The 25,899-nt window shown below is 72.0% G+C and carries 22 protein-coding genes; 14 read left to right on the top strand and 8 right to left on the bottom strand.

All coding sequences use genetic code 11. The features are described from left to right. Positions 1-10 precede the first annotated feature (10 nt). Both AB0J69_RS29980 and AB0J69_RS29975 read right to left on the bottom strand, forming a co-directional pair. Positions 11-457 carry a MarR family transcriptional regulator gene (locus AB0J69_RS29980; RefSeq protein WP_364123740.1) on the bottom strand — a complete coding sequence of 149 codons (447 nt, stop codon included), beginning with the start codon at positions 455-457 and terminating at the stop codon, positions 11-13. Then, positions 454-1,935, bottom strand: a complete 1,482-nt coding sequence (locus AB0J69_RS29975; RefSeq protein WP_364123738.1) for an MFS transporter — start codon at positions 1,933-1,935, stop codon at positions 454-456. Before AB0J69_RS29975 ends, AB0J69_RS29980 begins: the two co-directional genes overlap by 4 nt. A 260-nt stretch (positions 1,936-2,195) precedes the next feature. Here AB0J69_RS29975 and AB0J69_RS29970 point away from each other — a divergent pair, with 260 nt between their 5' ends. The 6 genes from AB0J69_RS29970 to AB0J69_RS29945 all read left to right on the top strand — a co-directional run bounded on the left by AB0J69_RS29970 (position 2,196) and on the right by AB0J69_RS29945 (position 6,831). Further along, complete coding sequence (locus AB0J69_RS29970) at positions 2,196-3,188, top strand: serine hydrolase domain-containing protein (RefSeq protein WP_364123736.1); 993 nt, start codon at positions 2,196-2,198, stop codon at positions 3,186-3,188. Between the two features lie 193 nt (positions 3,189-3,381). Continuing rightward, positions 3,382-4,035, top strand: a complete 654-nt coding sequence (locus AB0J69_RS29965) for a response regulator transcription factor (RefSeq protein ID WP_364123734.1) — start codon at positions 3,382-3,384, stop codon at positions 4,033-4,035. A gap of 16 nt (positions 4,036-4,051) precedes the next feature. Beyond that, positions 4,052-5,206 (top strand): ATP-binding protein, encoded by a 1,155-nt coding sequence (locus AB0J69_RS29960; protein WP_364123732.1) that lies wholly within the window; start codon positions 4,052-4,054, stop codon positions 5,204-5,206. Positions 5,207-5,324: 118 nt separating this feature from the next. Then, positions 5,325-5,687 (top strand): alpha/beta fold hydrolase, encoded by a 363-nt coding sequence (locus AB0J69_RS29955; protein WP_364123730.1) that lies wholly within the window; start codon positions 5,325-5,327, stop codon positions 5,685-5,687. Beyond that, positions 5,684-6,262 (top strand): GNAT family N-acetyltransferase, encoded by a 579-nt coding sequence (locus tag AB0J69_RS29950; RefSeq protein WP_364123728.1) that lies wholly within the window; start codon positions 5,684-5,686, stop codon positions 6,260-6,262. The genes AB0J69_RS29955 and AB0J69_RS29950 overlap by 4 nt, the downstream gene beginning before the upstream one ends. Beyond that, positions 6,259-6,831: an ABATE domain-containing protein gene (locus AB0J69_RS29945; protein ID WP_364123726.1), complete on the top strand. Its 573-nt coding sequence runs from the start codon at positions 6,259-6,261 to the stop codon at positions 6,829-6,831. The genes AB0J69_RS29950 and AB0J69_RS29945 overlap by 4 nt, the downstream gene beginning before the upstream one ends. Positions 6,832-7,080: 249 nt before the next feature. Here AB0J69_RS29945 and AB0J69_RS29940 read toward each other — a convergent pair whose 3' ends face one another. The 3 genes from AB0J69_RS29940 to AB0J69_RS29930 form a co-directional block, all read right to left on the bottom strand. After that, positions 7,081-7,407 (bottom strand): hypothetical protein, encoded by a 327-nt coding sequence (locus AB0J69_RS29940; RefSeq protein WP_364123724.1) that lies wholly within the window; start codon positions 7,405-7,407, stop codon positions 7,081-7,083. 191 nt (positions 7,408-7,598) lie between these two features. Then, positions 7,599-8,633, bottom strand: coding sequence for an NAD(P)-dependent alcohol dehydrogenase (locus AB0J69_RS29935; RefSeq protein ID WP_364123722.1), 1,035 nt, complete (start codon positions 8,631-8,633; stop codon positions 7,599-7,601). 26 nt (positions 8,634-8,659) lie between these two features. Next, the gene (locus AB0J69_RS29930; RefSeq protein WP_364123720.1) at positions 8,660-8,896 is read right to left on the bottom strand and encodes a hypothetical protein; all 237 of its coding nucleotides are present in this window, start codon (positions 8,894-8,896) and stop codon (positions 8,660-8,662) included. A 99-nt stretch (positions 8,897-8,995) separates the two neighbouring features. Here AB0J69_RS29930 and AB0J69_RS29925 point away from each other — a divergent pair, with 99 nt between their 5' ends. The 4 genes from AB0J69_RS29925 (at position 8,996) to AB0J69_RS29910 (ending at position 13,558) form a co-directional block, all read left to right on the top strand. Continuing rightward, positions 8,996-11,176 (top strand): LuxR C-terminal-related transcriptional regulator, encoded by a 2,181-nt coding sequence (locus AB0J69_RS29925; protein WP_364123868.1) that lies wholly within the window; start codon positions 8,996-8,998, stop codon positions 11,174-11,176. A gap of 291 nt (positions 11,177-11,467) precedes the next feature. Then, positions 11,468-12,085, top strand: coding sequence for a helix-turn-helix domain-containing protein (locus AB0J69_RS29920; RefSeq protein ID WP_364123718.1), 618 nt, complete (start codon positions 11,468-11,470; stop codon positions 12,083-12,085). Then, positions 12,082-12,282 (top strand): ferredoxin, encoded by a 201-nt coding sequence (locus AB0J69_RS29915; protein WP_364123716.1) that lies wholly within the window; start codon positions 12,082-12,084, stop codon positions 12,280-12,282. Before AB0J69_RS29920 ends, AB0J69_RS29915 begins: the two co-directional genes overlap by 4 nt. Position 12,283: 1 nt before the next feature. Continuing rightward, positions 12,284-13,558 carry a cytochrome P450 gene (locus AB0J69_RS29910; protein ID WP_364123714.1) on the top strand — a complete coding sequence of 425 codons (1,275 nt, stop codon included), beginning with the start codon at positions 12,284-12,286 and terminating at the stop codon, positions 13,556-13,558. A 99-nt stretch (positions 13,559-13,657) separates the two neighbouring features. Here the strand turns inward: AB0J69_RS29910 and AB0J69_RS29905 are convergent, their stop codons facing one another. Beyond that, positions 13,658-18,208, bottom strand: a complete 4,551-nt coding sequence (locus AB0J69_RS29905) for a glycoside hydrolase family 2 TIM barrel-domain containing protein (RefSeq protein ID WP_364123712.1) — start codon at positions 18,206-18,208, stop codon at positions 13,658-13,660. A gap of 184 nt (positions 18,209-18,392) precedes the next feature. Between AB0J69_RS29905 and AB0J69_RS29900 the strand changes: the two genes are divergently transcribed. Next, positions 18,393-20,309: a primary-amine oxidase gene (locus AB0J69_RS29900; RefSeq protein ID WP_364123710.1), complete on the top strand. Its 1,917-nt coding sequence runs from the start codon at positions 18,393-18,395 to the stop codon at positions 20,307-20,309. A gap of 18 nt (positions 20,310-20,327) precedes the next feature. Here AB0J69_RS29900 and AB0J69_RS29895 read toward each other — a convergent pair whose 3' ends face one another. After that, positions 20,328-21,347 (bottom strand): LacI family DNA-binding transcriptional regulator, encoded by a 1,020-nt coding sequence (locus AB0J69_RS29895; RefSeq protein WP_364123708.1) that lies wholly within the window; start codon positions 21,345-21,347, stop codon positions 20,328-20,330. A 240-nt stretch (positions 21,348-21,587) separates the two neighbouring features. Between AB0J69_RS29895 and AB0J69_RS29890 the strand changes: the two genes are divergently transcribed. The 3 genes from AB0J69_RS29890 (at position 21,588) to AB0J69_RS29880 (ending at position 25,179) form a co-directional block, all read left to right on the top strand. After that, positions 21,588-22,220 (top strand): VC0807 family protein, encoded by a 633-nt coding sequence (locus AB0J69_RS29890; protein ID WP_364123706.1) that lies wholly within the window; start codon positions 21,588-21,590, stop codon positions 22,218-22,220. A 92-nt stretch (positions 22,221-22,312) separates the two neighbouring features. Next, positions 22,313-22,939, top strand: a complete 627-nt coding sequence (locus AB0J69_RS29885; RefSeq protein ID WP_364123704.1) for a hypothetical protein — start codon at positions 22,313-22,315, stop codon at positions 22,937-22,939. Between the two features lie 185 nt (positions 22,940-23,124). Further along, positions 23,125-25,179: an alpha-glucuronidase gene (locus tag AB0J69_RS29880; protein ID WP_364123702.1), complete on the top strand. Its 2,055-nt coding sequence runs from the start codon at positions 23,125-23,127 to the stop codon at positions 25,177-25,179. On the opposite strand, the gene AB0J69_RS29875 is transcribed toward AB0J69_RS29880, so the two are convergent. Further along, complete coding sequence (locus AB0J69_RS29875; protein ID WP_364123700.1) at positions 25,173-25,862, bottom strand: YesL family protein; 690 nt, start codon at positions 25,860-25,862, stop codon at positions 25,173-25,175. The genes AB0J69_RS29880 and AB0J69_RS29875 overlap by 7 nt on opposite strands. Between the last annotated feature and the right edge of the window lie 37 nt (positions 25,863-25,899).

The following is a 25,899-nucleotide window of genomic DNA, read 5'->3' as shown; positions in this document are numbered from 1 at the left end:
CGCCGACGGCTCATGACCTTCGCGCGGACTCCTCCGGGGCGCGGAGCCCGGCGATGATGCGGTCGAGGTCGGCCAGGTCGCCGGGGTCCAGGGCGAGCAGGGAGCGCGGCGGGCGGGCCAGGATGCGCTCGGCCTCCTCGGCGGCGGCCCTGCCCGCCGGGGTGAGGGTGACGATCTTGCTGCGGCGGTCGTCCGGGGAGACGCTGCGGGTCACGTAGCCGCGCTGCTCCAGGTCGTCCACCATCAGCGTGGTGTACGGCTTGTCGGTGGACAGGTCGGCGGTCAGCTCCCGCATGGTCATCGGCCCGGCCAGCAGGTGACGCAGCGCCTTGACCCGGAAGAAGCTCATGCCGAGCGTCTCGGCCACCTCCTTGCGGCGGTCCTCCTGCCGCAGGACGAGGTCGTACATGCCGGCCCAGACGCGGGCCACCGCCTCCTGGTCGAGGGCATCGCTCATGAGGTGTCCGCCGTTCTGTCGGGAGCGTGGGCGAGGCGTTCAGCGGTGCGGGCGGCGCTGCCATGGGCCCAGCCGGTCGTGGTCAGGATACCGAGCAGTACGATCGCCGCCCCGCACCCGACGATGATCCACCAGCCGACGCGGCTGGCCGCCGGGAACCCGGTGGCGAACGGGCCGGACACCGCCGAGGTGACCAGCGAGCCGATGACCGCGACGCCGAGCGACTGCCCGATCTGGCGGCTGGTGGAGGCCACGGCCGCGGCCACCCCGGCCTGGGCGCGCGGCATGCCGGACACGGCGGTGTTGGTGATCGGCGCGTTCACCATGCCGAAGCCCAGCCCGAACAGCACGTACGCGGCCATGAGCCGCCAGGTGGGCGTGTCCGCCGAGAGCCCCGTCATGATCAGGCCGCTGGCCGCCATGGTGGCCCCGGCCAGCAGCAGCGGCACGCGGGTCCCGGCGTTCCCGACGATCCGGCCCGACAGCGGCGCGCAGACCACGGTCAGCGCGGCCATGGGCACCGTGTAGAGCCCGGCGTGCAGGGCGGACAGGCCCAGCACGTCCTGAAGGTAGAGAGTGTTGACGAACAGGAACCCGCCCAGCGCGGCGAAGGCGCACACGGCGATGACGGTGGCCCCCGCGAACGGGGCGCTGCGGAAGAAGCGCAGGTCGATCAGGGGCTCGGCGCGGCGCAGCTCGTACGGCACCAGGCAGGCCAGCGCCAGCGCCGCGACCGCGAAGCAGCCCAGCGTCCGCGGCGAGCCCCAGCCGGCCTCCGGCGCCTCGATGAAGGCGTACGTCATGGTGGCCAGCGCCACGATGACCAGCACCTGCCCGATCGGGTCCACCCGGCGCGGACGCGGCGCGCGCGACTCCGGCACGAACAGCGCGCACAGCACGAACGCGGCCACCCCCACCGGGATGTTGATCCAGAAGATCGCCTGCCAGCCGACCGAATCCACCAGCGAGCCGCCGACCAGCGGGCCCAGCGCCATGCTGACGCCGACCACACCGCCCCACACGCCGATGGCCCGCGCCCGCTCGCGCGGCTCGGTGAAGGTGTTCGTGATGATCGACATGGCGACCGGGTTGAGCATGGAGCCGCCGACGGCCTGCAGCGCCCGCGCCGCGATCAGCCAGCCGAGGCTGGGCGCGAGCGAGCACATGAGCGAGCCGAGCGTGAACAGCACCAGGCCCGTCTGGAACGTACGGCGCCGGCCGACCCGGTCCCCGGTCGAGCCGGCCAGCATGAGCAGGCTCGCCAGCACCACCGTGTAGGCGTCGATGATCCACTGCAGGCCGGAGACGGAGGCGTTCAGGTCGCGGCGGATGGCGGGCAGCGCGATGTTCACGATCGTGTTGTCCAGGCCGACGATGAACAGGCTCATGCAGCAGACGGCCAGGACGAGCATCCGCCGGCGGGGGCCGAGTCCGGTGGTCGACGCGGGCGGGGCGGACACCCGTCTGGTTATATGCATATAACGATTATATTCGCATAACTAAGTATATGTCCAAAGTACCCCAGGCTCGATGCCGGCCGGCCGGGCCGGCAGCAGGGTCGCGGCCAGGCTCAGGACGGCCGCGAGCGCGACGATGCTCAGGTAGACGAGCGGCGAGCCGCCGGGCCGCGAACTCGCGGCTCCGGGCAGCGGTCGCCGCGGCCATCCGGGGACAACCCTGAGGCCACCCCTGTCCGCCGGCCCTTCCCTGGGAAGAGTTCGAACATCACTATCAAGTCATGCGGATCACAGCCCTGTTCGCCCTGCTCTGCGCGGTCGCGTGCAGCTCCGCCGCCCCGGCGGTGCCATCCGTCCGCCCTTCACCGGCGCCGGGCGTGCAGGCCGAGGCCACGCGGCTGGTCGAGGCCGGATCGTCGGGCGCGGTGGTGCACGTCAGGAAGGGTGATCGGACGTGGCAGGCGGCGGCAGGGCAGGCGGACACGGGGGTGCCGATGCGGACCGATCAACGATTCAGGATCGCGAGCATCACCAAGACGTTCACCGCGACGCTCGTTCTGCAGCAGGTGGAGGAGGGGCGGCTGGCGCTCACCGACCGGGTGGACGAACTGCTGCCCGGTGTCATCAAGACGAAGGCGACCGTGGCGGACCTGCTCCGGCACACCAGCGGCATCTCCGACTACCTGCGTGACGAGCGTTTCCTGAAGGACCTGGGCAACGGCGCCCACCTCCGGCACTGGCCACCCCGAGAACTGCTGAAATATGCGGACAAAGAGGGGCAGGGCTATTCCAACACCAACTTCATCCTGCTCGGCCTGATCCTGGAGAAGGTGTCCCGCAAGCCGTACAGGGAGCTGCTGAGCGAGCGCATCACGGGCCCGCACGGCCTGACCGCGACCGAGCTGCCCACCGACGACCTGCCCAAGGATCTCGCGCACGGAAACCACACCGACGGAGTGGACAACGCCGAGCTGGACTCGTCGATCTTCTGGACCGCAGGCGGGCTGATCTCGACCGCGGCCGACGTGGCGAGCTTCTACCACTGGGTGTTCACCCAGGAGGTGGGCAGGCGGCTGCGGTCCGGCGGCTTCGGGATCTTCGCCGGGACGCTCGGCTGCGGACGGCGCGTCTTCAGCCATTCCGGGTGGATCTTCGGCTACAGCGGGATGGCGATGAGCAGCGCGGACGGCGAGACGGAGGTGGTCGTCCAGCTGGCTTCCGGCCGACCGGCCGACGCCATCGCCGCGGCCGAACGGCTCATGTGCGCCACGTGACTCCGCCCGGCCCGCCCGATGGGGACGGAGGAAGCTCGGCGGCCCGGCCTCGGCACGCCGGGCCTATTCTCGAGTCACTGCGCGGAACCCTCCTCGCACGACGCCGGAACCGCTGTGACGACCGTGTGACTGCCGTGTCGGTAGCCTTCCGCTCCAAAACGGTGTCGCGGTCGGACAGACGGGAAAAGGGCGGATGAGGGTCCTGGTGGTCGAGGATCATGTGCGGCTGGCCGAGTCGGTGGCGCGGGTGTTGCGGCGCGAGGGCATGGCGGTGGACGTCGTGCACGACGGGACGGCGGCGCTCGACCGCACCACCGAGGTGGACTACGACGTGATGGTCCTCGACCGGGACCTGCCGGGCCTGCACGGCGACGATGTGTGCCGGCAGCTGATGCGAGAGCCGCTGCGTACGCGAGTGCTGATGTTGACCGCGGCCGGGACCCTCGCCGACCGGGTGGAGGGGCTCACCATCGGGGCCGACGACTATCTGCCGAAACCGTTCGCCTACCCCGAGCTGGTGGCGCGCATCCGTGCGCTCGGCCGGCGGTCCCAGGCCGCTGTGCCGCCCGTCCTCGTGCACGGTGACCTGATGCTCGATCCGGCCCAGCGGCTGGCGACCCGGGCCGGCACCCGGCTACCGCTCAACCCCAAGGAACTGGCCGTGCTGGAATACCTGCTCACCGAGCGAGGCCGGGTGGTCTCCGCCGAGGAGCTGCTGGAACGGGTGTGGGACGAGGCCGCCGACCCGTTCACCACGACGGTCAAGGCCACGATGAACCGCCTCAGGTCGAAGCTCGGTGAGCCACCGGTCATCGAGACCGTGCCCCGAGCGGGCTATCGCATCTGAACGGATGGGATCTCTCATGAGCCTGACGGCCAGGATCTCCGGCATACGGGTCCGTCTGCGGCTCACCCTGCTGTACAGCGTGCTGTTCCTGCTCTCCGGCGCCGTGCTGCTGGCCATCACCTATCTTCTCGTCACCCAGAGCGGGTGGGGCGTCCGGATGCCCACGTCCAGTTCGTCGCCCTCCGGCGATCGGAGCGTCAGCGACGTCATCGTGGGCAACGGCGTGCCGGAGAGCCCCCCGCTGACCGAAACGGAACGCGGCCTCGTCGAAGCGGCCCAGCAGCAGGCCGTGCAGCAACACGAGGAGTTCGGGCACCAGTTGCTCGTGAAGTCGGGCATCGCACTGGCGATCATGTCGGTCATCTCGGCGGCGCTGGGCTGGCTGGTGGCCGGGCGGGTGCTACGGCCGCTGCGGACCATGACCGACAGCATTCAGCTCATCTCGGCGCGGAACGTGCAGGAGCGGCTGGCCTTCACCGGGCCGCGTGACGAGCTCAAGGACCTCGCGGACACCGTGGACGGGTTGCTCGGCCGGCTGGAGACGGCGCTCGACTCGCACAGGCGGTTCGTCGCCAACGCCGCGCACGAGCTGCGGACGCCGTTGACGCTGGAGCACGCCCTGCTGGAGGAGGCCGTGCTCGATCCGGACGCGACGGTGGAGTCGTACCGGGCGCGATTCGAGGACCTGGTGGTCGTCAGCGAGCAGCAGGCCCGGCTCCTGGAGTCGCTGCTGGTGCTGGCGACCAGCGAACGCGGCCTGGACCGTCTGGAGAGCGTGGACCTGTCAGAGCTCGCCGGCAGCGTGCTGCGCGCCACCCGGCCGAGGGCGTGCGAACGGGGCCTGGCCGTCGTGGAACGAGTCCGGCCGGCGCGGGTCACCGGTGATCCCGCCCTCGTCGAGCGGCTGGTGGCCAACCTGGTGGACAACGCGATGAGTCACAACGTCCCGGACGGCTGGGTGGAGGTCGAAACCGGCACGGCGGGCGCGGGCTGCTTCCTGTCGGTGACCAACACCGGGCCACCGGTCCCGCCGGAGATGGTGGACCGGTTGCTCGACCCGTTCCAGCGGCTCGACCGCACGGCGGACGACGGTCATCACGGCCTGGGGCTGTCCATCGTGCAGTCGATCGCCATGGCGCACTGGACGGAACTGAGCGCCCACCAAATGTGAGTAACCCGTAAAATGCCTTAGTACGGTTATATTGGGGTTGGGAGGGTCTACTACGGAAGGGAGAGTCCTTGTGAAGCGCGTGGCCAAGACGAGACATCTCTACCGTGAAGTGGAAGGGGTGAAGCTGCACTACCGCGAGGCGGGAGTGCCGTCACCGACCGCGTGCCTCCTGCTCCACGGCTTCCCCAGCTCGTCGTACTCGTTCCGCGACGTGCTCCCGACGCTGGGGAAGCACATGTACGCGATCGCGCCGGACATACCCGGCTTCGGGTTCTCGGACGCGCCGCCGCTCGACGAGTACGAGTACAACACGTTCTTCGACATCGCCGAGGTGGTGGCCTACCACCAAGACACGACCACCCTCGAAGCTCACGTCTACGACGCCGGGCACCTCATGCTGGAGACGCACGCCACCGAAGTCGCGGCACTGCTCGTCACCTTCATCGGTGACGTGCTCGACCAGGCGGGGATTCACTCATGAGCACAGCGAACCTCGCGGTCAGGCCGCTGACGCGGGACACCTGGGACGACTTCGAGACCGTCATGGGCGCCAACGGCGGAGCCCGTGGCTGCTGGTGCATGCATTGGCGCCTGAGCATGGATGAGTGGATGGAGGGAAAGGGCGACGGCAACAAGGCCGCAATGCGGGATCTCGCCGAACGTAAGACACCGCCGGGGGTCGTGGCGTACGTGGATGACGAACCGATCGCCTGGTGCGGGTTCGGAGACCGCTCGGACTTCCCGCGCATGCAGCGCTCCTCGTTGCTGAAACCCATCGACGACGAGCCGGTCATTTCCTTGACGTGCCTGTTCATCAAGAAGGGTCATCGCGGGGAAGGCTTGTGTTCGGCGCTGATCGTCGCCGTGTGCGACCACCTCGCCGAAACTTCCGGAACACGAACGGTCGAGGCGTATCCGGTGGACCCGGCCAAGGGGCGCAAGGCAGGTGCGGATAACGCGATGACCGGTATAGCCAGCGCGTTCGTCGCCGCCGGGTTCACCGAGATCGCTCGTCCTCGAAGCGACCGCCCCGTGATGCGATACTCACTCCGATGAGCACGGCAACCGCCTGGAGCGATGATCACTTCATCGCCGGTGATGTCGCTCTCGACTTCGCGAACACCGTCTACCGCCGCACACCGGAAATCGGCGCCGACCTTCTCGACAGCGCCGGCTCCCTGACTGCCTGGCTCCATCATGCCAAGCTGCTGCCGGCGCCCAACGACGCGCGAGACCGCTTCGACGCCCCCCAGACCGCACTGCGCGAGGCGCACAGGATACGTGAGCATTTCTGGGAGATCTTCCAGGCGCAGAAGGACGGCCGCGAGCTCCCTGCCGACGCCCTTGCCGGTCTCCTCGACACGGCACGGCGCGGCATCGGTAGCGACGTCGCCGTGGGCCCGGACGGCTCCACGACGCCCCTCACCGCGCAGGGCGCACTCACCGTCCTCTCGCTGCACGGAATCAGGCTGGCGCTGAGCCCGTCGTCCCAACCGGTGCGTGCCTGCGATCGCTGCGGCTGGTTCTTCATCGACGCCTCCCGTGGCCGGCGTCGCCGGTGGTGCAGTATGAAAACCTGCGGGAACCAGGCGAAAGCGGCACGGTACCGCTCTGCCCGCCCTTGATCCGCGCCCGGCCATCTGGGCGGGTAGACGCAGGTAGCGCCGTTCGAGTTGGTCAAGGCGGTGCCGGCTGAGGCGGCGGGGCGGCCGACTGTGATCGGAGGCTGTGAACGTTTGTCTGGACGCAGCGAAGATGGCAGTGAGAGCTGCTCCCGACCTGGGCACTGTCACTTCGACTCACGCCGAAATACCGGTGGTCGCGTCATCGAAGTCGGCAGTAGCCAGCCGAAGATCAACTGTCGGGAGAACATCTCAGCCCTCGAAGGGGGCGCGCGAGAGCCTGATGCCCCGGCGGATCAGTGGCTGATGAGGCGGACGGGTGTCACCTGCCGGTGGTGGACGACGATGTCCATCCAGTCGGCGAGCGAACCGCCGGATAGGTGGTGGGCAGCGTCGTTGCCGGGGCTGCTTGAGCGCCTGCACCCCCGTCGCGTCGATCGGCGCCGGCGTGTGGAACAGCACATCCGGCGCGACGAGCTCGTCGATCGTCTTGGCGATCTCCTCCGCGTCGCCGCTGTTGATCGCCTCGTGGAAACGGCTGAACAACGCCTTGTTGCCGGTGACCTGCTCTGCTGACATGTGGCTTCTCCTCGTCCAGATGGCCGACGGCCGGCGGCGGCCGGCGCCTGTACGACGAAAGTGCGGCCACGAATGTGACACCCGTCGATGCCGCCCCGGCGGCGGCTCCGCCGGGCCCACCATTGGCAGGGCGTAGCCGACGAGCCCGAGCGCCGCGATGGGCCCCGGGTCTCGTTGATGACAGGACGGGCTCAGACGGTGATGACGATCTTTCCTCGCGCGTTTCCCGCGACGAGGTGGCGCATGGCCTCCGGCGCCTGCTCCAGTGCGAAGGTTCGGTCGATGCTCGGCGTCACCTTGCCCGCCTCGATGAGGTCGCCGAGCCGTTCGATGTCACTGGCCCGTTCGCTGGCGATGAGACCGGTCAGCCGCTGGCCGACGAAGCGTGACAGGACCAGGGCGCGCAGTTGCCGGTCGATGCCTCCCGTCAGCCGGCCGCCGTCCTCGCCGCCGACGAAGACGGCCGTCCCGGTGGGCGCGAGCGCGCGGCGCAGCCGTGACAGGGTGGGGTTTCCCGCGATATTGATGATCACGTCGTAGCGCTGGGCGCCGTCGGCGAAGTCGTCGCGGGTGTAGTCGATGACATGGTCGGCGCCGAGCGAGCGCACCAGGTCGAGCTTGGCGGGGCCGCACACGCCGGTGACCTCCGCCCCGGAGGCCTTGGCCAGTTGCACGGCGTAGCTGCCGACCCCGCCCGACGCGCCGGTGATCAGCACCTGCTGCCCTTGCTGGACCCGGCCGACGTCGCACACGGCCTTCAACGCGGTGACCCCCGAGATCGGGGCCGCCGCGGCCTGCTCGAAGGTAGCGTTCGCCGGCTTGCGGACCAGCTTGTCCTCGCGGGCCACGGCGTATTCGGCGAACGAGCCCGGGGCGACCCCGAACACCTCGTCGCCCACGGAGAACCTGGTCACCGCCGAACCGACCGCGACGACCGTGCCGGCGACATCACGCCCGGGCACCGGATTCCTCGGTCTGCGGAATCCGAAGGCCAGGCGGATCAGATACGGCAGGCCCGCCATCACATGCCACGTGCCCCGGTCGAGCCCGGCCGCGTGCACCCGCAGGAGCACCTGGCTGCCGGTGACCTTCGGCCGGGCGATCCGCGCCAGGCGCAGGACGTTCGCCGAGCCGTAGGCGTCCTGCACGATCGCCCGCATCGTGCCGCCCGCCGTGCTGCCGCTCTGGCCGTCTGTCGCGGCGTTGCGCTGCTGAGATTCCATCATCGTTTCCCTTCGTGTGCCGGTGGTCTTCACGCGCGCCGTCCCGGCCCATCAGCGCCGAGGGGCGCGATGGAGATCACTTCGATGTTGACCGAAATCAGATGGGCCAGGACGCCGTGCAGGTGTGAGCTGTCACCGATGTCGCCGACCAGGCGGGTGACGCCGTCGCCGGCATGGTCGAGGAAGAAGTCGTCGAGCAGCGGCCGCAGGAGCCTGGCACTGACCCGGCCCCGGATCACGATCTCGTAAGTGGTCGGCTGACGCATGGCCCGATCATCACGGTGAGCGGCATGACGCGGCCTCACACCGCCGGCCATCTCACCCGGGTGAGATCCGGGGCCGGTAGGTTCTAGAACGTGAGCACGATGGGGGAGACGAGCCTGGCGGCCACCAAGCTGCGCCCGCCCCCGCCGCCCGGTCAGCTCGTCCGCCGCTCCAGGCTCGACGACCTCCTCGACCGCGGCGTCGGCGGCCAGGCCCGCCTGGTCCTGGTGAGCGCCCCGGCAGGCTCGGGCAAGTCGACCCTGCTGGCGTCGTGGCTGGCCGGCCGGCCAGAAGCCGTCGCGTGGCTGCAGGTGGAGGAGAGCGACTCCGACCCGGTCAGGTTCTGGTCCTATCTGGCCGAAGCCATCGGGCAGGCGCACCCGATCGCCGCGAACGACCTGAAGGCGATCGTGGTCGGCTCGAACGGCGACGAGCTCGTGGTCGTGACCGCTCTGGTGAACCAGCTCGCCGCCGTCGCCGGCCCGCTCGTCGTCGTCATCGACGACTACCACCTGATCGACAACGCCGGCGTGCAGCGCGGTATGGAACGCCTCATCGAGCTCTGCCCGCACCAGGTCACCATCGTGCTGTCCACCCGGATCGACCCGCCCTTCCGGCTCGGCCGGCTACGCGTACGCGATCAGCTGGCGGAGGTCCGGGGCGCCGACTTACGTTTCGACGCCGACGAGGCAGCCGGTCTGCTCGGCTCGCCCGCGCTCGACCGGGCTCTTCTCGATCAGCTCTGTGGCCGGACCGAGGGCTGGGCCGCCGGACTCGTGCTCGCGGGCCTGTCGCTCGAACGGGCCGCCGACCCCGGCGGGTTCATCGAAGCGTTCCGGGGCGACGATCAGTTCGTGGTCGACTATCTCCGCGACGAGTTCCTGGCCACGGTCGGCGCCGACGATCGCCGGCGCCTGCTGGAGACGTCGATACTCGACCAGTTCAACGGCGCCCTCGTCGATGCCGTCACCGGCGCGTCCGGGGGGGCGGCCTGGCTCAATGACACCGCGAGCGCCAACCAGCTCCTGATCGGTCTCGACCGCACCCGCACCTGGTTCCGCTACCACCACCTCTTTCGCGATCTGCTGCGGCTCGAAGCGCACCAGGCCTTCCCTGAGCGCGTCCCCGACCTCCACGCCCGCGCCGCGGCGTGGTTCGAAGCCCAGGGCGATCACGGTCAGGCGATCGTCCATCGGCTCGCCTGCGGTGACCTCCACAAGGCCGGCCGGCTGCTGCTCGTGCACGGACCGCGGCTGATCGCCGGCGGCCAGACGGAGACCCTGCGGGGATTGCTCGACCGGCTCGGCGAGGTGGCGAAGACCCTGACGTGGTGCGCTCTGATGTACGGCTGGTGCGAATACATCAGCGGTCGTTACGCGCGCGCCGAGGAGTGGCTCGGCATCATGCTCGACGCGGCGCCCGAGGGCTTCGACCAGACCCCGTCGATCTCGCTGCGCGTGAACATCCAGCTCGCCCGGGGTGACGTCGCCGCCGCGCTCGGCACCGCCCGGCAGGTGAGCGCGTCCCTGATGGCGTACTCAAGCGATCTCACGACCGCGGCCGGCGCGGCCTACGCCTGGGCGGGGCAGGCCGGCGAAGCCAGGCGGGCCCTGCGGCTCGCGGCCGAGATGGCCGCCGCCGACGAGATCAGGACGGCGCAGGTCCTGGCCCTGGTGTACCTGGCCGTGGTGGAGTTCGACGACGGCCACGCGGCGAGCGCTCAGAGCGCCGCGTGCACGGCGATGGACACGGCGCGGCGGTTCGGGCTGGCCTCCTATCACGGAATCGCGCCCGCCTACGCGATCCGAGCCAGAACCGGCGAAGACCCGGCGCGCGCTCACGCGGACGCGACGCACGCACTGAGCCTGGCCAGACGGGCCTCCACCGATCTTGCCCTGGGCTTCGTCCTGACGGCCTGCGGCGACACGCTCATCGGCTTGGGCGATCCGGCCGGAGAGCCGCTCCTGGCCGAGGCCCGGGCCATCTTCGCCCGCTGCCCCGACCCCGGCATCGCCGGTCGCTACCTGGCACGTACGCAATCCCGCCATGGCGTCGCCGAGGCGCGGGCCGGTCGCGTGGCCGTGCTCGCCGAGCAACTGACCGAGCGGGAGCTGGCCGTGCTGCGGTATCTGCCGGCGAACCTGTCGCAACGCGACATCGCGTCGGAGCTGTACGTGACGCTCAACACCGTGAAGACCCATTGCCGGGCGATCTACCGCAAGCTCGGCGTCGGCGACCGCAGAGCCGCCGTCCAGGCCGCACGCGACCTGCACCTGCTGTAGACCGTCACGCCTCCGCTCGATCAAGGTTCTCCCCGCTGCTCACGGCCGCCGCCCTGACCCTGACGGCGCAAAGCCGTGCGGTGAGCTCCCGGCCGCGCGATAGTGCGAAGAACGAGCCGCGACGAGACGGAGGCGCTCGCTCAGGTTCGGTCGGGGTGCTCGGGTATGGCGGGCCGCGTTTCGCGGCGAAACGGCTCGCTCAGGTTCGGTCGGGGTGCTCGGGACAACCGCCTCGATCGGGTTTGGCCGGGCATCTTGACGATTCAAATGAATGACTTTTTAAATTCGTTCATGGGACGCATCGCCGGAGTCACCGCAGCCGAGACCCGCGAGCGGTTGCTGCGCGCCGCCGCCGACGCGTTCGCCGAGCGGGGGTACGACGGCACCCGCGTGGCGGACATCGCCGCGGCGGCGGGGGTGAGCAACGGCGCCCTGTACGCGCACTTCGGCTCCAAGGCGGACCTGCTCGTGGCCGCGCTGCGGGCGCACGGGCGGCGCCTGCTGGCCAGCCTGTTCGCCGCCGACCCCGACCGGTCGGCCACCGAGTTGCTGCTCGCCCTCGGCCGCGGGTTGCCGCGGCGCCGCGAGGCGCAGGGGTATCTCATCGTCGAGGCGCTGGTCGCGGCCCGCCGGGACGAGGACGTGGCCGGGCCGATGCGCGACTACATCGGTGAGCGGGCCGGATGGATCGCCGGCCTCGTACGCGTCGCCCAGGGCGATGGCGAGGTCGACACCGGACTGTCGCCGGACGCCCTCGCGCACTTCTGTCTTCTGCTCGCGATGGGCAGCGCCCTCGTCACCCCGGACCTGCATCCGGTGGACGACGAGGAGTGGGCCGCGCTGCTCTCCCGGGTCATCACCGCTCTCGCCCCTGCCGACACCACCGCACAAACGGAGGCAACACCGTGAAACTCCAGATCAACTCCGAGCGGTGCCAAGGGCACGGCCGCTGTTATGACCTGGCGCCAGAGCTGTTCGGCGAGGACGACGAGGGCTACGGGCAGGTGCTCGGGGACGGCCTCGTGGCGCCGGGCCAGGAGCGGGCGGCGCGCCTGGCGGTGGCCAACTGCCCCGAGCACGCGATCGACACGGGCGAGGGGATCTGACATGACGGTGGACGACCGCTTCATCGAGCGCTCCCGCGAGCCCGGGGACGACGAGCTCGTCGGCACCCGCAGCCCGATCGTCACCGGCCCGGTCTCGGACTGGGCGATGGACTTCTCCCACCTCGAGCCGGAGTGGGCCGCCGACCCGTACCCCATCATCGACGACCTGCGGGAGCGCTGCCCGATCGCGCACACCGGGCGGTTCGGCGGCGGGTGGCTGCCGACCCGCTACGAGGACGTGGCAGCGATCGCGTACGACACCGAGCGGTTCTCCTCGCGGGCGATCATCATGAGCAACTTCCGCCCGCCGGTCGAGCTGGCGCCGATGGGCAGCTCGCCGCCGATCTCGTCCGACCCGCCGTTCCACCACCACGCGCGCAAGCTGCTGCTCCCGGCGTTCACCAAGACCGCGGTGGCCAGGCGGGAGGAGGCGACGCGGGCGTTCTGCCACTCGCTGATCGACTCGTTAGAGGGGCAGGAGGTCGTGGACGCCGCCCGCGACTACGCCCAGCACATCCCGGTACGGGTGATCGCCGACCTCCTCGGCTTCCCGCCGGAGGACGGCCCGCGGTTCCGCACGTTCATCGAGCACGTGCTCGAAGGCGTCAACCTGCCGCCCGAGGAGCGGATGGCGAACATGGACGAGCTGTTCGACTACCTGCTCGCCCAGATCCGCGACCACGTGGACCATCCGCGCGACGACCTGACCACCTATCTCGTGGACGCCGAGCTGGGCGGCCGCAAGCTCGAGGCGGCCCACGTGGCGGGCACGATGGCGCTGCTGCTCATCGCGGGCATCGACACGACGTGGAGCGCGATCGGCGCCTCGCTCTGGCACCTGGCCAGGACGCCGGCCGACCGGGAGCGGCTGGTGGCCGAGCCGGGGCTGCTGCCGACCGCGATGGAGGAGTTCCTGCGGGCCTATGCGCCGGTCACGATGGCGCGGCTGGTCAAGGAGGACATGCGGTGGAACGGCGTGGACATGAAGGCCGACGACTGGGTGCTGCTGTCGTTCCCGGCGGGCAACCGGGATCCGGAACAGTTCGACCGGGCCGGTGAGGTGGTCATCGACCGGGAGGTGAACCGGCACGCGGCGTTCGGGCTGGGGATCCACCGGTGCCTGGGGTCGCACCTGGCGCGGATGGAGCTGCGGATCGCGCTGGAGGTGTGGCTGGAGCGCGTCCCGGTGTTCGGCCTGGCCGACCCGGGGGCGGTGACCTGGTCCACCGGTCAGGTGCGCGGCCCGCGCACCCTGCCCGTCCGCATCGGGTCCTGAACCGTCGGCCCATCCCATTCCGGCAGGCCGACCCTCTGGAGGCCGTTTCCGCGGCCCGACCCCGTGGCCCGCTCTCCGGAGGCCGGAGAAGGGCGGGGGTCAGGGGGCCGGGGGGCAGGTGAGGCGGGCGGCGGCCCAGTCGGCGTGGTCGGCGCCGTTGCCGTCGCCGCCGTCCGTGACGCGCAGCTCCAGCAGCGCGCCGCCCGCGACGTCGGCCGACAGCGGTTCCGCCCCGCCCGCCCCCGTCAGTACGCCGGAGGCGGCCCGCCGCTGCCCGTCCACCCACACCTCGAAGGCGACGGACCCGCTCCCGCCCATCTCGTCGTCCACCCCGACGTCGGCCCGGAAGGTCGTGCACCGCCCGCCGAGGTCGATGGCGATGCGTGAGGGGGCGTGGGCGCCGATGCCCTTCTCGTACGTCCGGCCGCCGATCGACAACGTCCGGCCGTCGCCGGCCGGCTGCTCGCCGTTGCTCCGGTCGCGCTCCACCGGCCCCCAGCCGTTCTCCGCCGCCGTGAACGGCAGGTCGCTGACCCAGACGCCGCCCGGGGGCAGCGGGGTGCGCAGGGTGGTGGTGGCGCGGGCGGTGACCGGGAAGCCCGCGGAGGTGGCCGTGACCGTGGCGGTCAGCTCGTGCTCGCCGAAGTCGGCGTCCGCCGGCGGGGTGACCGTGAAGGCGGCCTCGGCGGGTGTGCCCTGGGCGACCCGGCCGAGGTCGGCCGTGGCGGGCGTCACCGTCCAGCCCTGCGGCGCGGCCAGGGTGGCGCGCGCGCCGGTCAGCCCGTCGGCGCAGGTGGCCTCGACGGTCACGGTAATCCGCTCGGGCGTGCCGGGCTCGGCGTTCCCGTCGCCGGTCGCGGTGACGCCGGGCGAGCAGGGCGCGGTCACGTCGGAGTCGACCACGCCGCCGGCCCGCACCTCCTTGGCGGTGAGGGGGCGCAGCGTCAGCGTGTAGTCCTGGGTCTTCGTGGCGGGCACGCGGTACTCGTCCAGCACCGAGTTGGGGGTCTCCCCCATGCCGGTCTCGCCGATCGCGGCGTGCAGGGTGATCCAGCCGTCGTTGCGGACGAGGGGGAGCTGGAAGTCGTACTCGGCGCGGTCCAGCTCGTCGTACCGGGTGGCGCTGACGTCGATGCCGCCGTCCGAGCGGCCGACGAGCAGCCCGGCGCGGCCGTCGTTGAGCGTGATCCAGCGGGAACCGGTGTGGTTGCCGTGGGCCTGGGGGCGGGAGTAGCGCACGTACTCGTCGTCGACGTCACCCCGCCAGACGCCGGTGAAGGCGCCGCCGGAGCGGTCGTTGTACGTCTCGTGCGGGCCCTTGCCGTAGTAGGCGAGCTCGCGCATCGAGTCCGGCACCTGGACCTGTACGCCGACCCGGGGCAGGTACGGCAGCGTGGTCAGGCGGGAGCCGCGCGGGACCACCCGGTGCCGCAGGGTGATGGTGCCCCGGCCGTCGACCCGGTACGTCAGGCTCTCCTCGAACGACAGCAGGCTCTCCATGCCGGGCGCGGCGGCCGTCCCGGTGACCTCCACGACCGCGGCGTCACCGTCCAGGTCCGCCCGCACGCCGGTGACCCGCGTACGCAGCCGGTCGAGCCCTGCCCGGTGCCACACGTCGCGGTCGGCGGTGCCCCAGTCGTAGGTCTCGTTGCTGGTGGGCGGGCGGTAGACGTCCAGCCGGGGACCGGCGCGCAGCAGCTCGCGGCCGCCGGAGCTCATCGAGGTCAGGGCGCCCGCCTCGAAGCGATGGCGCCAGCCCTGGCCGGAGACGGTGATCGTGTCGCCGTCGCGGCGCAGCTCGGGCGTCCCGGCGGGCGGCTGGGCGATGCCGGGCACGACGCGCCCGCCGGCGGCGAACTGCTGCCAGCCGTGACGCCAGCCCTTGGGCGCCCATCGGGGCGGGTCGGCGGCCACGGCCTCGACGTTCAGCCAGCGCTGCCGGTCCCGGGGGTTGGCCGGCGCGGCACCGAGGTCGAGGTCGGCGCTGCCGCCCGGATCCAGGCGCAGGTCGCGGGTGCCCGACCGGAGCGTGCGGTCGACCTCCTCCAGCGACCAGCGCACCTTGACGTGGAGCGCGCCGGCGGGCTGCTCGTTGTGCACGCGTACCTTGCCGGTCGCCGGGTCGGCGGAGGTGAACCGGACGGGGGCGTGCGCCCAGGCCATCTCGGTCGTCTCCGGCTGGAGGTAGCGGTCGGAGCCGACCAGGCCGTCCGTGCCGGACAGGCTCAGGCCGAGGCTGAGGAAGTCGCCGCGCCGCTCGTACCGGTCGAAGTCGAGGGCCAGGACCGGGTCGCCGGACGGCGCCGCGGCGGCGTACACGCGGACGTCGTCGATGGCGCCGCGGGCCAGCCTCGTGGGCGTGTTGTCCTGCTGGGTCTCGGCGTTGCGGCCGACGTTGACCTCGTACAGGCCGGGGGCGAGGGCGCCCGTCTGCGCGGCGGTCGCGACCTGCTGCCCGTCGACGGACAGGCGCAGCTGCGCGCCGTCGTAGGAGCCGGTGACGCGGTGCCAGGCGCCGTACCAGCCGGCGGGCACGGCGGCGGCGACGGCCTGCCAGCCCGCGCCGGTCGTGACGCCGAACTCCAGCGTCCCCGAGTCGCGCATCTGCAGCGCGTACGCCCGCCCCTTGCTCACGATGGGGAAGCTGCCCGCCCACTGGCCGGGCTTGACCCAGGCGTCCAGGGTGACGGCCTCGCCGGTGAGGTCCAGCCGGCGGTCCCTGAAGACGTTGACGAAGTCGTCCAGGCTGGACAGCTCGACGGCCTGGCCGCGCCGGCCCGGGACGGCACGGGGCTTGCCGACGAGGAAGGTCTGGATCCGGTTGCGGGAGGAGTCGGGCGTGAACACCAGCGGCTGGCGCAGGTTGGCCTCGGCCCAGTCCCAGATGAAGCCGCCCTGCAGGGACGGGTAGCGGCGGATCAGCTCCCAGAACCGGTCGAAGTTGCCCAGGCTGTTGCCCATCGCGTGGGCGTACTCGCCGAACACGACCGGGCGCGTGGTGGTCCTGCCGATGGAGTCCACGTAACCGGGGGTGGGGTAGCGCGGGCCCCACACGTCGGCGTACGGGGCGTCGCCGTTGGGGCTGTTGGACTGGTGGTAGAGCAGCCGGGTGGGCTCGTTGGCATCGGCCCACTCGGCCATCGCGTAGTGCGCGGCCCCGAGCCCGGCCTCGTTGCCGGTGTCCCAGATGATGACGCTGGGGTGGTTCCTGTCCCTGACGACCATCGCGCGGAAGCGGTCGGCGAAGGCGGCCTGCCACTCAGGCCGGTCGGCCAGGCAGTTGCGCGGGCACGACTCGCGTGAGTGGGTCTCGATGTCGACCTCGTCGGCGATCCACAGGCCGTACCGGTCGGCGAGGTCGTACAGGTAGGGGTCGGAGGGGTAGTGGGAGGTGCGGACGGCGTTGATGTGCAGGCTCTTCATGAGCTCCACGTCGCGCCGCTGGGCCGCGCGGGTGACGTGGCGGCCGGTGTCGGGGTCGGTCTCGGCGCGGTTGGTGCCCTTGATGAGGATGCGCTCGCCGTTGACGAGCAGCTGGCGGTCGCGCACCTCCACCTCGCGGAAGCCGACCGCCTGGGCGGTGGTGTGCAGCGGCCTGCCGTCGGGGCCGAGCAGCTCCAGGGCGAGGGCGTACAGCGTGGGTGAGTCGGCGCTCCACTTGGCCGGGTCGCTCACCTGCGCGGTGAGGCCGGCGCCACCGGAGCCGTCCACCGGCTGCGTGACCGTGGCGACCTGCCTGCCGCGCGGGTCGGTCAGCGTGCCGCGCACGCTGTGGCCCTCGGCCGCGCCCATCACCTGGACCCGCGCGGTGAGCGTGGCGTCGCGGTAGCGGTCGTCCAGGTCGGTGGTGACGTATGCGTCGCGCAGGTGGGTCTGCGGGGTGGCGTACATCCAGACGTCGCGGAAGATGCCGCTGTAGCGCCACTGGTCGTAGTCCTCCAGGTACGACCCCGCCCCCCACCGGTGCACCTGCACGGCCACCCGGTTCGCCCCCGGTCGCAGGGCGTCGGTCACCTCGAACTCGGCCGGGGTGTAGCCGCCCTGGTCGTAGCCGACGTACTCGCCGTTGACCCAGACGAAGTAGCCGCTGGTGACGCCCTCGAACCGGAGGAACACCCGCCGCCCGGACCAGGTGCCGGGGACGTCGATCTGGCGGACGTACGCGCCGGTCGAGTTCACGTCGCGGGGCACCCTGGGCGGGTCGTCCGGCCAGACCTCCTCGGTGATGTTGCGGAACATCGGGTGGTCGATGAAGTCGGACTGCCAGGTGTGCGGCACCTTGGCCGTCGGCCAGCGCGACACGTCGTGGCCGGCCTCGTGGAAGCCCTCCGGCACCTCCTCGGGCCGCTGGGCGAGGTGCAGCCGCCAGTCGCCGTTGAGGGTGGCGATCCAGGGCGAGCGGGCGTCGTGCTCGGTGACGTCGGCGCTGACCGAGCGGGTGGCCGAGCGGGCGTCGGCGTACGGCCGCAGCACGGTGTGCGGGGTCTGCTGCCCCTCCGCGACCATCCCGGGATCCTCGAGGTAGCGGTAGACGTCCACCTCCGCCCGGGCGGCGCCCGCCGGCACCGCCGTCAGGAACGGAACGAGCACGGCCGCGACCGCGGCCACGAACCCGCTGAGCCTTGCTACCCGCCCGGGACCATGCGACATCGCCACTCCTGGAAAGAGGCGCGCTGAGGGTGCTTGGTGCTGACAAGAGGGTTGACTCCCGCATGTGTAACACCGAACGGCGGCGAAGACAATCGGTTGCCGAGCTCGTACGCGGCCGGGCCCTGGAAATCGGGATCCCCGTGGTGTTCGCTGGCGGGCGTACCCCCCGTCCAAGGGAGAAGCCATGACCGCCACCCCGCACCCGCTCGACCCGCTGACGCCCGCCGAGCTCACCGCCGCCCATGCCGTGCTGACCGCCTCCGGGCTGGTCAAGGAGACCACCCGCGTCGCGTACGCCGGCCTGGAGGAGCCGGCGAAGGACGCGCTGCGCGCCCACGCACCCGGGGACCCGGTCGACCGCCGGGTCCGGGTTCTGCTGCTCGACGTCGGCGGGGCCGCCCCCCGCGACGTGATCGTCTCGATCACCCGGGAGGCGGTCGACTCCGACCGCGCGCTGGACCCGGCGACCGACGGCCAGCCGCCCGTGCTGGACGCGGAGTTCGCGGTGGTCGAGGAGATCCTGTCCACCGACGAGCGGTGGATCGCCGCGCTGAAGAGCCGGGGCCTGGACGTCTCCCGGGTCCGGGTGTGCCCGCTGTCGGCGGGCGTGTACGCGGACGAGTACCCGGGCGAGGCCGGCCGCCGCATCCTGCGCGGGCTCGCCTTCGTGCAGGAGCACGAGAAGGACCACGTCTGGGCGCACCCGGTGGACGGGCTCCTCGCGTACGTGGACGTCCTCAACCGCTCCGTGGACCAGGTCATCGACCACGGCCCGGTCCCGGTGCCGGCCGTGTCGGGCAACTTCGACGACCCCGCCGTCACCGGTCCCCCGCGCACCACGCAGCGGCCCATCGAGATCACCCAGCCGGAGGGCCCCAGCTTCGCCCTGGAGGGGAACCTGCTGCGCTGGGAGAACTGGTCGTTGCGCATCGGCTTCGACGCCCGCGAGGGGCTGATCCTGCACCAGATCGCCTTCGACGACAGGGACACGGGCCGCCGCCGCCCGATCGTCGACCGCGCCTCGATCGCCGAGATGGTGGTCCCGTACGCCGACCCGTCCCCGGTGCGCTCCTGGCAGAACTACTTCGACACCGGTGAGTACCTGATCGGCCAGTACGCCAACTCCCTGGAGCGCGGCTGCGACTGCGTGGGCGAGATCACCTACCTCGACGCCGTGGTCGCCGACGCGCACGGCGCCCCGCGCACCCTGCCGAACGCGATCTGCCTGCACGAGGAGGACCACGGCATCCTGTGGAAGCACACGGACCTGTGGGCGCACTCGTCGGAGGTCCGGCGGCAGCGCCGCATGGTGCTGTCCTTCTTCACCACCGTCGGCAACTACGACTACGGCTTCTACTGGTACCTCTACCTCGACGGCGTCATCGAGTTCGAGGTCAAGGCCACCGGCGTGCTGTTCACCTCGGCCTACCCCGACGGCGGGTCCGCGTACGCGGCGCAGGTCGCGCCGGGCCTGGCGGCGCCGTACCACCAGCACCTGTTCTGCGCGCGCCTGGACATGGCGGTGGACGGGCCGGCCAACCGGGTGGAGGAGGTCGACGTCGCCCGCGTCCCGATGGGCGACGGCAACCCGCGGGGCAACGCGTTCACCTACCGCAGGACACCGCTGATCAGGGAGAGCCAGGCGCAGCGGGTGGCCGACGGGAGCGTCAACCGGGCCTGGCACATCACGAACCCGGGCTCGCGCAACGCGCTGGGCGACCCGGTGGCGTACGCGCTCCACCCCGAGGGCAAGCCGCTGCTGCTGGCCGACCCGGGCTCCTCCATCGCCGCGCGGGCCGCGTTCGCCACCCGGCACCTGTGGGTCACCGCGTACGACCCGGCCGAGCGCTACCCGGCCGGCGACTTCGTCAACCAGCACCCGGGCGGCGCGGGGCTGCCCGCGTTCGCCGCCGCCGACCGTGACCTCGACGGCCGTCCGCTGGTCGTCTGGCACGTCTTCGGGTTCACCCACGCGCCCCGGCCCGAGGAGTGGCCGATCATGCCGGTGGACCACGCCGGTTTCCGGCTCAAGCCGGTCGGCTTCTTCGACCGCAACCCGACGCTGGACGTCCCCGCGCACCACGGGCACGAATGCGGGTGACGGTCAGAGGGTGACGGGTCAGGGCGCCGCGGGCACGGGCGCGGCGGTCGAGGTGCGGGCCATCAGGTCGGGCTGGAAGATGACCTGGCGGTGCTCGTGCCCGGCGGGCTGGTTGGCCTCCTCCAGCAGGAGCGTGGCGGCGGTGTGGCCGAGTTGCTCGCGCGGCTGCCGGATCGACGACAGCGGCACCGCGGCCGCCGCGGCGAAGTCGATGTCGTCGTAGCCGAGGATGGCCAGGTCGGCCGGAACCCGCAGGCCGCGCAGGGTCATCTCCTGCAGCACCCCGATCGCGACCAGGTCGTTGGCGCAGAAGACCGCGGTGGGCCGCTCGGCGGGGGGCAGGTCGGCGATCTCCTTGCCGACGGCGCGGCCGGTGGCGACGGTGAGGTCGGGCAGGCGGATGACGGTCATGGTGTCGTCGGGGCCGAGCACGGCGGCCAGGCCGTCGTGCCGCTCGCGCACCTGGCGGACGGTGAACGGGCCACCCGCGAAGGCGATGTGGCGGTGTCCCCGCTCGCGTAAGTGCAGGCCGGCCAGCCGCCCGCCGAGCACGTCGTCCACCGCGACGGCGCAGCCGTGGCTGTGCCGGGCCGAGCTGTCGAAGCGCACCACCGGGATGCCGCGCGCGATGAGCCGGCTCAGCCGCTCCTCCTCGCCGCTGTCGTTGACCGGCGTGATCAGCACGCCGAGCGGGCGCTGCTCCTCGAACGTCTCCAGCAGCCCCGCCTCGCGGGCGGCGTCCTTGTTGCTGTTGAAGACCATCACGGTCAGCTCCGAGCGCTGGGCGACGGTCTCGACGCCGCGCAGGACGTCGATGAAGAACGGGTTGGACAGGTCGAGCGCGACCACCCCGATGGTGCGGCTCCGGCCGGCGCGCAGCTGCCGGGCGGAGCCGTTGCGCACGTAGCCGAGCCGCTCGATCGCCTCCCGCACGCGGCGCAGGGTGTCGGGGGCCACCATCTCGGGCCGGTTGAGCACGTTGCTCACGGTGCCGACGGAGACCCCGGCGAGCCGGGCGACCTCTTTGATGCTCGACATCGTTCCTCGTGTCCCGTGAGCGGCGACGACGGGCGGGGTGGGGATCGTTCCAGGTCGTCGTCGGTGTGATCATAGCGCAGGCGGTTCCGGCCGGTCCGGCACGATTCGCTGCCCACCGGGAGGCGTTCTCCACCCGTGGGTGGAGAACGGGGAGGATCCACCCCTGGTCCGAGGTCCGGCGGGCCCGGCCGGGCCACCTTGGAGGGGTTCGCATGAGTCCTGATCGAGGGAGCGTCGTCGATGTCGCACGGTAAGAACCCTGGAGCACGGGTGTGGCGGATGGTGGCGAGCGGGGTGCTGAACGGGCTGGTGCCGCTGGCCGCGTACGCGCTGGTCCGCCCGTACGCCGGGTCCGACGCCACGGCGCTGGCCATCGCGGCGGGCATCCCCGTGGCCTGCACCGCCGCCGTGTTCGCCGCACGGCGGCGGATCGACCCGATCGGCGTGGTCGCCGTGCTCGGGTACGGCGTGGCCCTGCTGGCGCTGCTGCTCAGCGGCGGGAACCCGCTGGTGCTGAAGCTGCACGAGGCGGTGCTGACCGGGCCGCTGGGCGTGGCCGGGCTGGTCTCCGTGGTCGTGGGCCGGCCGCTGTACCTGGTGGGGCTGCGCTGGGTGGCGCGGCGGAACCCCGCGGCGGAAGCCATGCTGCGGCGGCCCGACATCCGCCGCGTCGCGGCCGTGCTGACCACGATCCTCGGCGGCACGCTGGCGATCCACGCGCTGGTCATGCTCGTGCTGGCGGTGCGGCTGCCCACGGGCACGTATCTCGCGGTCGCCCGGCCGATCGGGTGGGCGACGCTGGCGGGCGGGGTGGGGATCCTGCTCTGGTATCGCGCCCGCCTTCGTGCCCGCCGGGAGGCCGCCTCGCGGTGACGTGCCGGACGTTTACGGGGTTGACCGTCGTGGGCATCCATGTCTAGATCAAAAAGGTTCGCCCCTTCCTCACCCCCCAGGAGGACCCCCGCATGGGACCGGCAGGAATGCGTACGTCGCAGTCCAGTGAGCGCAGGGGTCAGGCGTTACGGATCTCCACGGTGCTGGCCGGCCTCCTCCACCTGGTCCTCGCCGGCCTGCTGATCGCCATCCCCGGCAGCTCCCCCACCCTCGACGCGCTGCCTGTCCCGGAAGGTGACAAGGAGCGCGCGCGGCGGCCGGTGGCGGTCCTCAGCCCGCGCCCGGCCACCTCGCCGGTCGAGCCCCCGGCCGCTCCTCGCCGCGCCACCGCCCCGGGGACCTCGGCCCCGCCGGCCACCCCCAGGCCCACCCCGACCCCCACCCCCACGCCCCTGCGGGGTACGCGGGACGTGCCGCCCGTCGCCGGCCGCACGTCGCCGCCGCGGGTGGTGTCGAAGGTCGCCACCAAGACCCCGCCTCCGACCAGTAGACCGACGCCCCGCCTGACCAGGACCACGGCGCCGGAGCCGGGCCCCACCTCCGAGCACACCCCGCCCGGCCAGACGCGCGAGCCGCCCGGGCTCGGGGGCAAGACCGGCGGGCCCCTGAAAGAGCCCGAGAACAGGCCCGTGAACGAGCAGGCCGACGAGCACGCCGCGCAACCGCCGGCCACCCCGCCGGGCCAGGCCCGCAAGTAGCGCCCGCCGCGCAGTCCACCTTGTCGTCCGCCGCGGCGAAGCGGCTGGTGGAGGCGCTGTCGCGGGAGGCACCCGGGACCGGCTCCCCCGACGCTCCGCCGCGACGTCTTCCCTGTAGCGCGACCCCATAATGGCTGCTCGGCGGGCACCGGTAGATTCGCTCCGGAGAGATTTAAGGAGCCCCCGTGACCATTCCTCATCTGACCGGCGTCCATCCGGCCTGGCTGCCCCCCGAGGCGTTCCGCGCGATCGGCTCGCGCCGCACTCTCGTGCTCGGCGACGGCTCCGCGCTCGCCGCGACCGTGCGGGCCGAGGTGGCGGACGCCTGCGAGCGGTACGGCGGCGGGGTGGCCGCGCCGGGAGAGGCGTGCGACCTCGTGCTCGCGCTGTCGTCGGCCGGCCCGTTGCCGCCCGCCGTGGCGGCGGTCAGGGGGCCGGAGGCCGGTCCTGAGGGCTTCGTGCTGGGCCGCCTGGACGGTGTCACGGTGGTGCTCGCCGACGACCCGGCCGGGCTGCTGTACGGGTGGTTCGAGGTGGTCCGGCTCGGCGAGGCGGCGTTCGGTGCGGACCGGCCGGCCGAGGCGCACCGGCCGGCGTTGCGGCGGCGCATGCTGGACCACTGGGACAACATCGACGTGCATCCGGTGATGGGCCAGGTCGAGCGCGGTTACTCGGGCGGGTCGATCTTCTGGCACGACGGTGTGCTGCGGGCGGACCTGACCCGGGTGCGGGCCTACGGGCGCCTGCTGGCCGCGTCCGGTATCAACGCGGTCGCGGTGAACAACGTCAACGTGCACGCCGCCGAGGCCCGCCTGCTGACCGACCGGCTCGGCGAGGTGGCCGCGATCGCGGCGGAGCTGCGCCCGTACGGCATCCGCGTGCACCTGTCGGTCAACTTCGCCTCCCCCATCGCGCTCGGCGGGCTGGACAGCGCCGACCCGCTGGACGGGGACGTGCGGGAGTGGTGGGCGCGGACGACCGAGCGGGTGTACGCGACGATTCCCGACTTCGGCGGGTACGTGGTGAAGGCCGACTCGGAGGGCCAGCCGGGCCCGTTCGCGTACGCGCGCAGCCACGCCGACGGCGCCAACATGCTCGCCGACGCCCTGGCGCCGCACGGCGGGGTCGTGCACTGGCGCGCCTTCGTCTACAACCACCGGCAGGACTGGCGCGACCGCTCCACCGACCGGGCCCGCGCGGCCCACGACCACTTCGCCCCGCTCGACGGGCAGTTCAGGGACAACGCGATCCTGCAGGTCAAGTACGGCCCCATGGACTTCCAGGTGCGCGAGCCGGTGTCACCGGTGATCGCGGCCATGCCGGGCACCCGCCTGGCGGTGGAGCTGCAGGTGACGCAGGAGTACACCGGCCAGCAGCGGCACGTGTGCTACCTGGCCCCGATGTGGAGCGAGGTGCTCGGGTTCCGCTTCTGGGGACCCGAGGGCCGCACGGTGGCGGAGGTGGCCGGCGATGGCGGCCTGGTCGCGGTGTCCAACGTGGGCGACGACCCGTACTGGACCGGGCACCCGCTGGCCCAGGCCAACCTGTACGCGTTCGGCCGGCTCGCCTGGGCGCCGCGGCTCGATCCGGCCGCGATCCTCGACGAGTGGATCGGCCTGACGTTCCCAGAGGTAGGCCCAGAGACGGGCGCAGAGACGGGCCCAGAGAAGGCGGGCAGGGCGGTGCGGAGCACGCTGCACCGGATGATGGACGGCTCCTGGCGGACGTACGAGCGCTACACCGCGCCGCTCGGTGTCGGGTTCATGGTCCGCCCCGGCCACCACTACGGCCCCGACGTGGACGGATACGAGTACACGCCGTGGGGCACCTACCACTTCGCCGACCGCGACGGCGTCGGCGTGGACCGCACCCGCGCCTCGGGCACCGGCTTCACGGGCCAGTACCCGGCGCCGTGGTCGGAGGTCTACGAGTCGCTCGCCGACTGCCCGGACGAGCTGCTGCTGTTCTTCCACCACGTGCCGTACGAGCACGTGCTGCGCAGCGGCACGACCGTCGTCCAGCACATCTACGACACCCACTTCGCGGGGGCCGAGGAGGCGGCCGGGATCCGGCTGCTGTGGGAGAAGCTGGCGGGCGAGGTGGACCCGGCGCTCCACGAGCGGGTGCGGGAGCGGCTCGACGAGCAGGTCCGCTCCGCCGAGGAGTGGCGCGACCAGGTCAACACCTATTTCCTGCGCAAGTCGGGGGTGCCCGACGCCCGCGGGCGGCGCATCTACTGACGCGTGAACCTCTGCTGGACCTCGGTGATCATCGAGCGGCTGTTCCACAGGAGCGTCGCCACGAGCACCGAGGCCAGCAGGGACAGCACGGCCTCGGAGGCGATCAGCGTGACGCCGCCCGCCACGATGAGCAGGCAGGCGTTGGCCAGGGTGGCGGCGGGGAAGCGGCCCAGCGACCAGGCCGCCAGCCGGGCCACGTCCACCGCCCTGAACGCGAACAGCGACGTGATGACCAGCGCGTTGGCCACCCAGAGCGTCGAGCCGGCCGCGATGACGACCTGCAGCACCGCCCACCAGCCGGGGACGCCGGCGGCGGAGAAGTTGCCCAGGCTGGTCCCGAGGACGGTCAGCAACAGCAGCCAGGGCACCCAGATCTTCATGATCCCGCCGAAGTTGGCCCGGTAACCGCGCCAGAACGCCGCCGCCGGGCGCAGCTCCGTCAGCTCGCGGCGGCGGTGGCGCAGCGCGTAGAGGGCGGCGGAGATCGCCGGGCCGGCCGGGAGCAGGCACGCGGCCATCAGGGGGACGTTGCTGGCGTGCCGGTCGAGCAGGACGAGCCCCACCAGGCCGGGCACGGCCGTGAGCAGGACCAGCAGCTCGACGATCAGCAGGGTGTAGATCAGCGCGGAGGCCCGGGAGAGCGGACCCGTGCCGAACTGCCGTGCCGCTCCCACGTCGCTCATCCCGCGTCCTCCTCCGGGCCGGGCAGCCGCCCGCCGC

It is taken from the genome of Nonomuraea sp. NPDC049709 (genome assembly GCF_040674815.1).
Classification (GTDB): Bacteria; Actinomycetota; Actinomycetes; order Streptosporangiales; family Streptosporangiaceae; genus Nonomuraea.
Note: the sequence above shows the minus strand (reverse complement) of the source record. Positions and strands in the feature narration are given on the sequence as shown.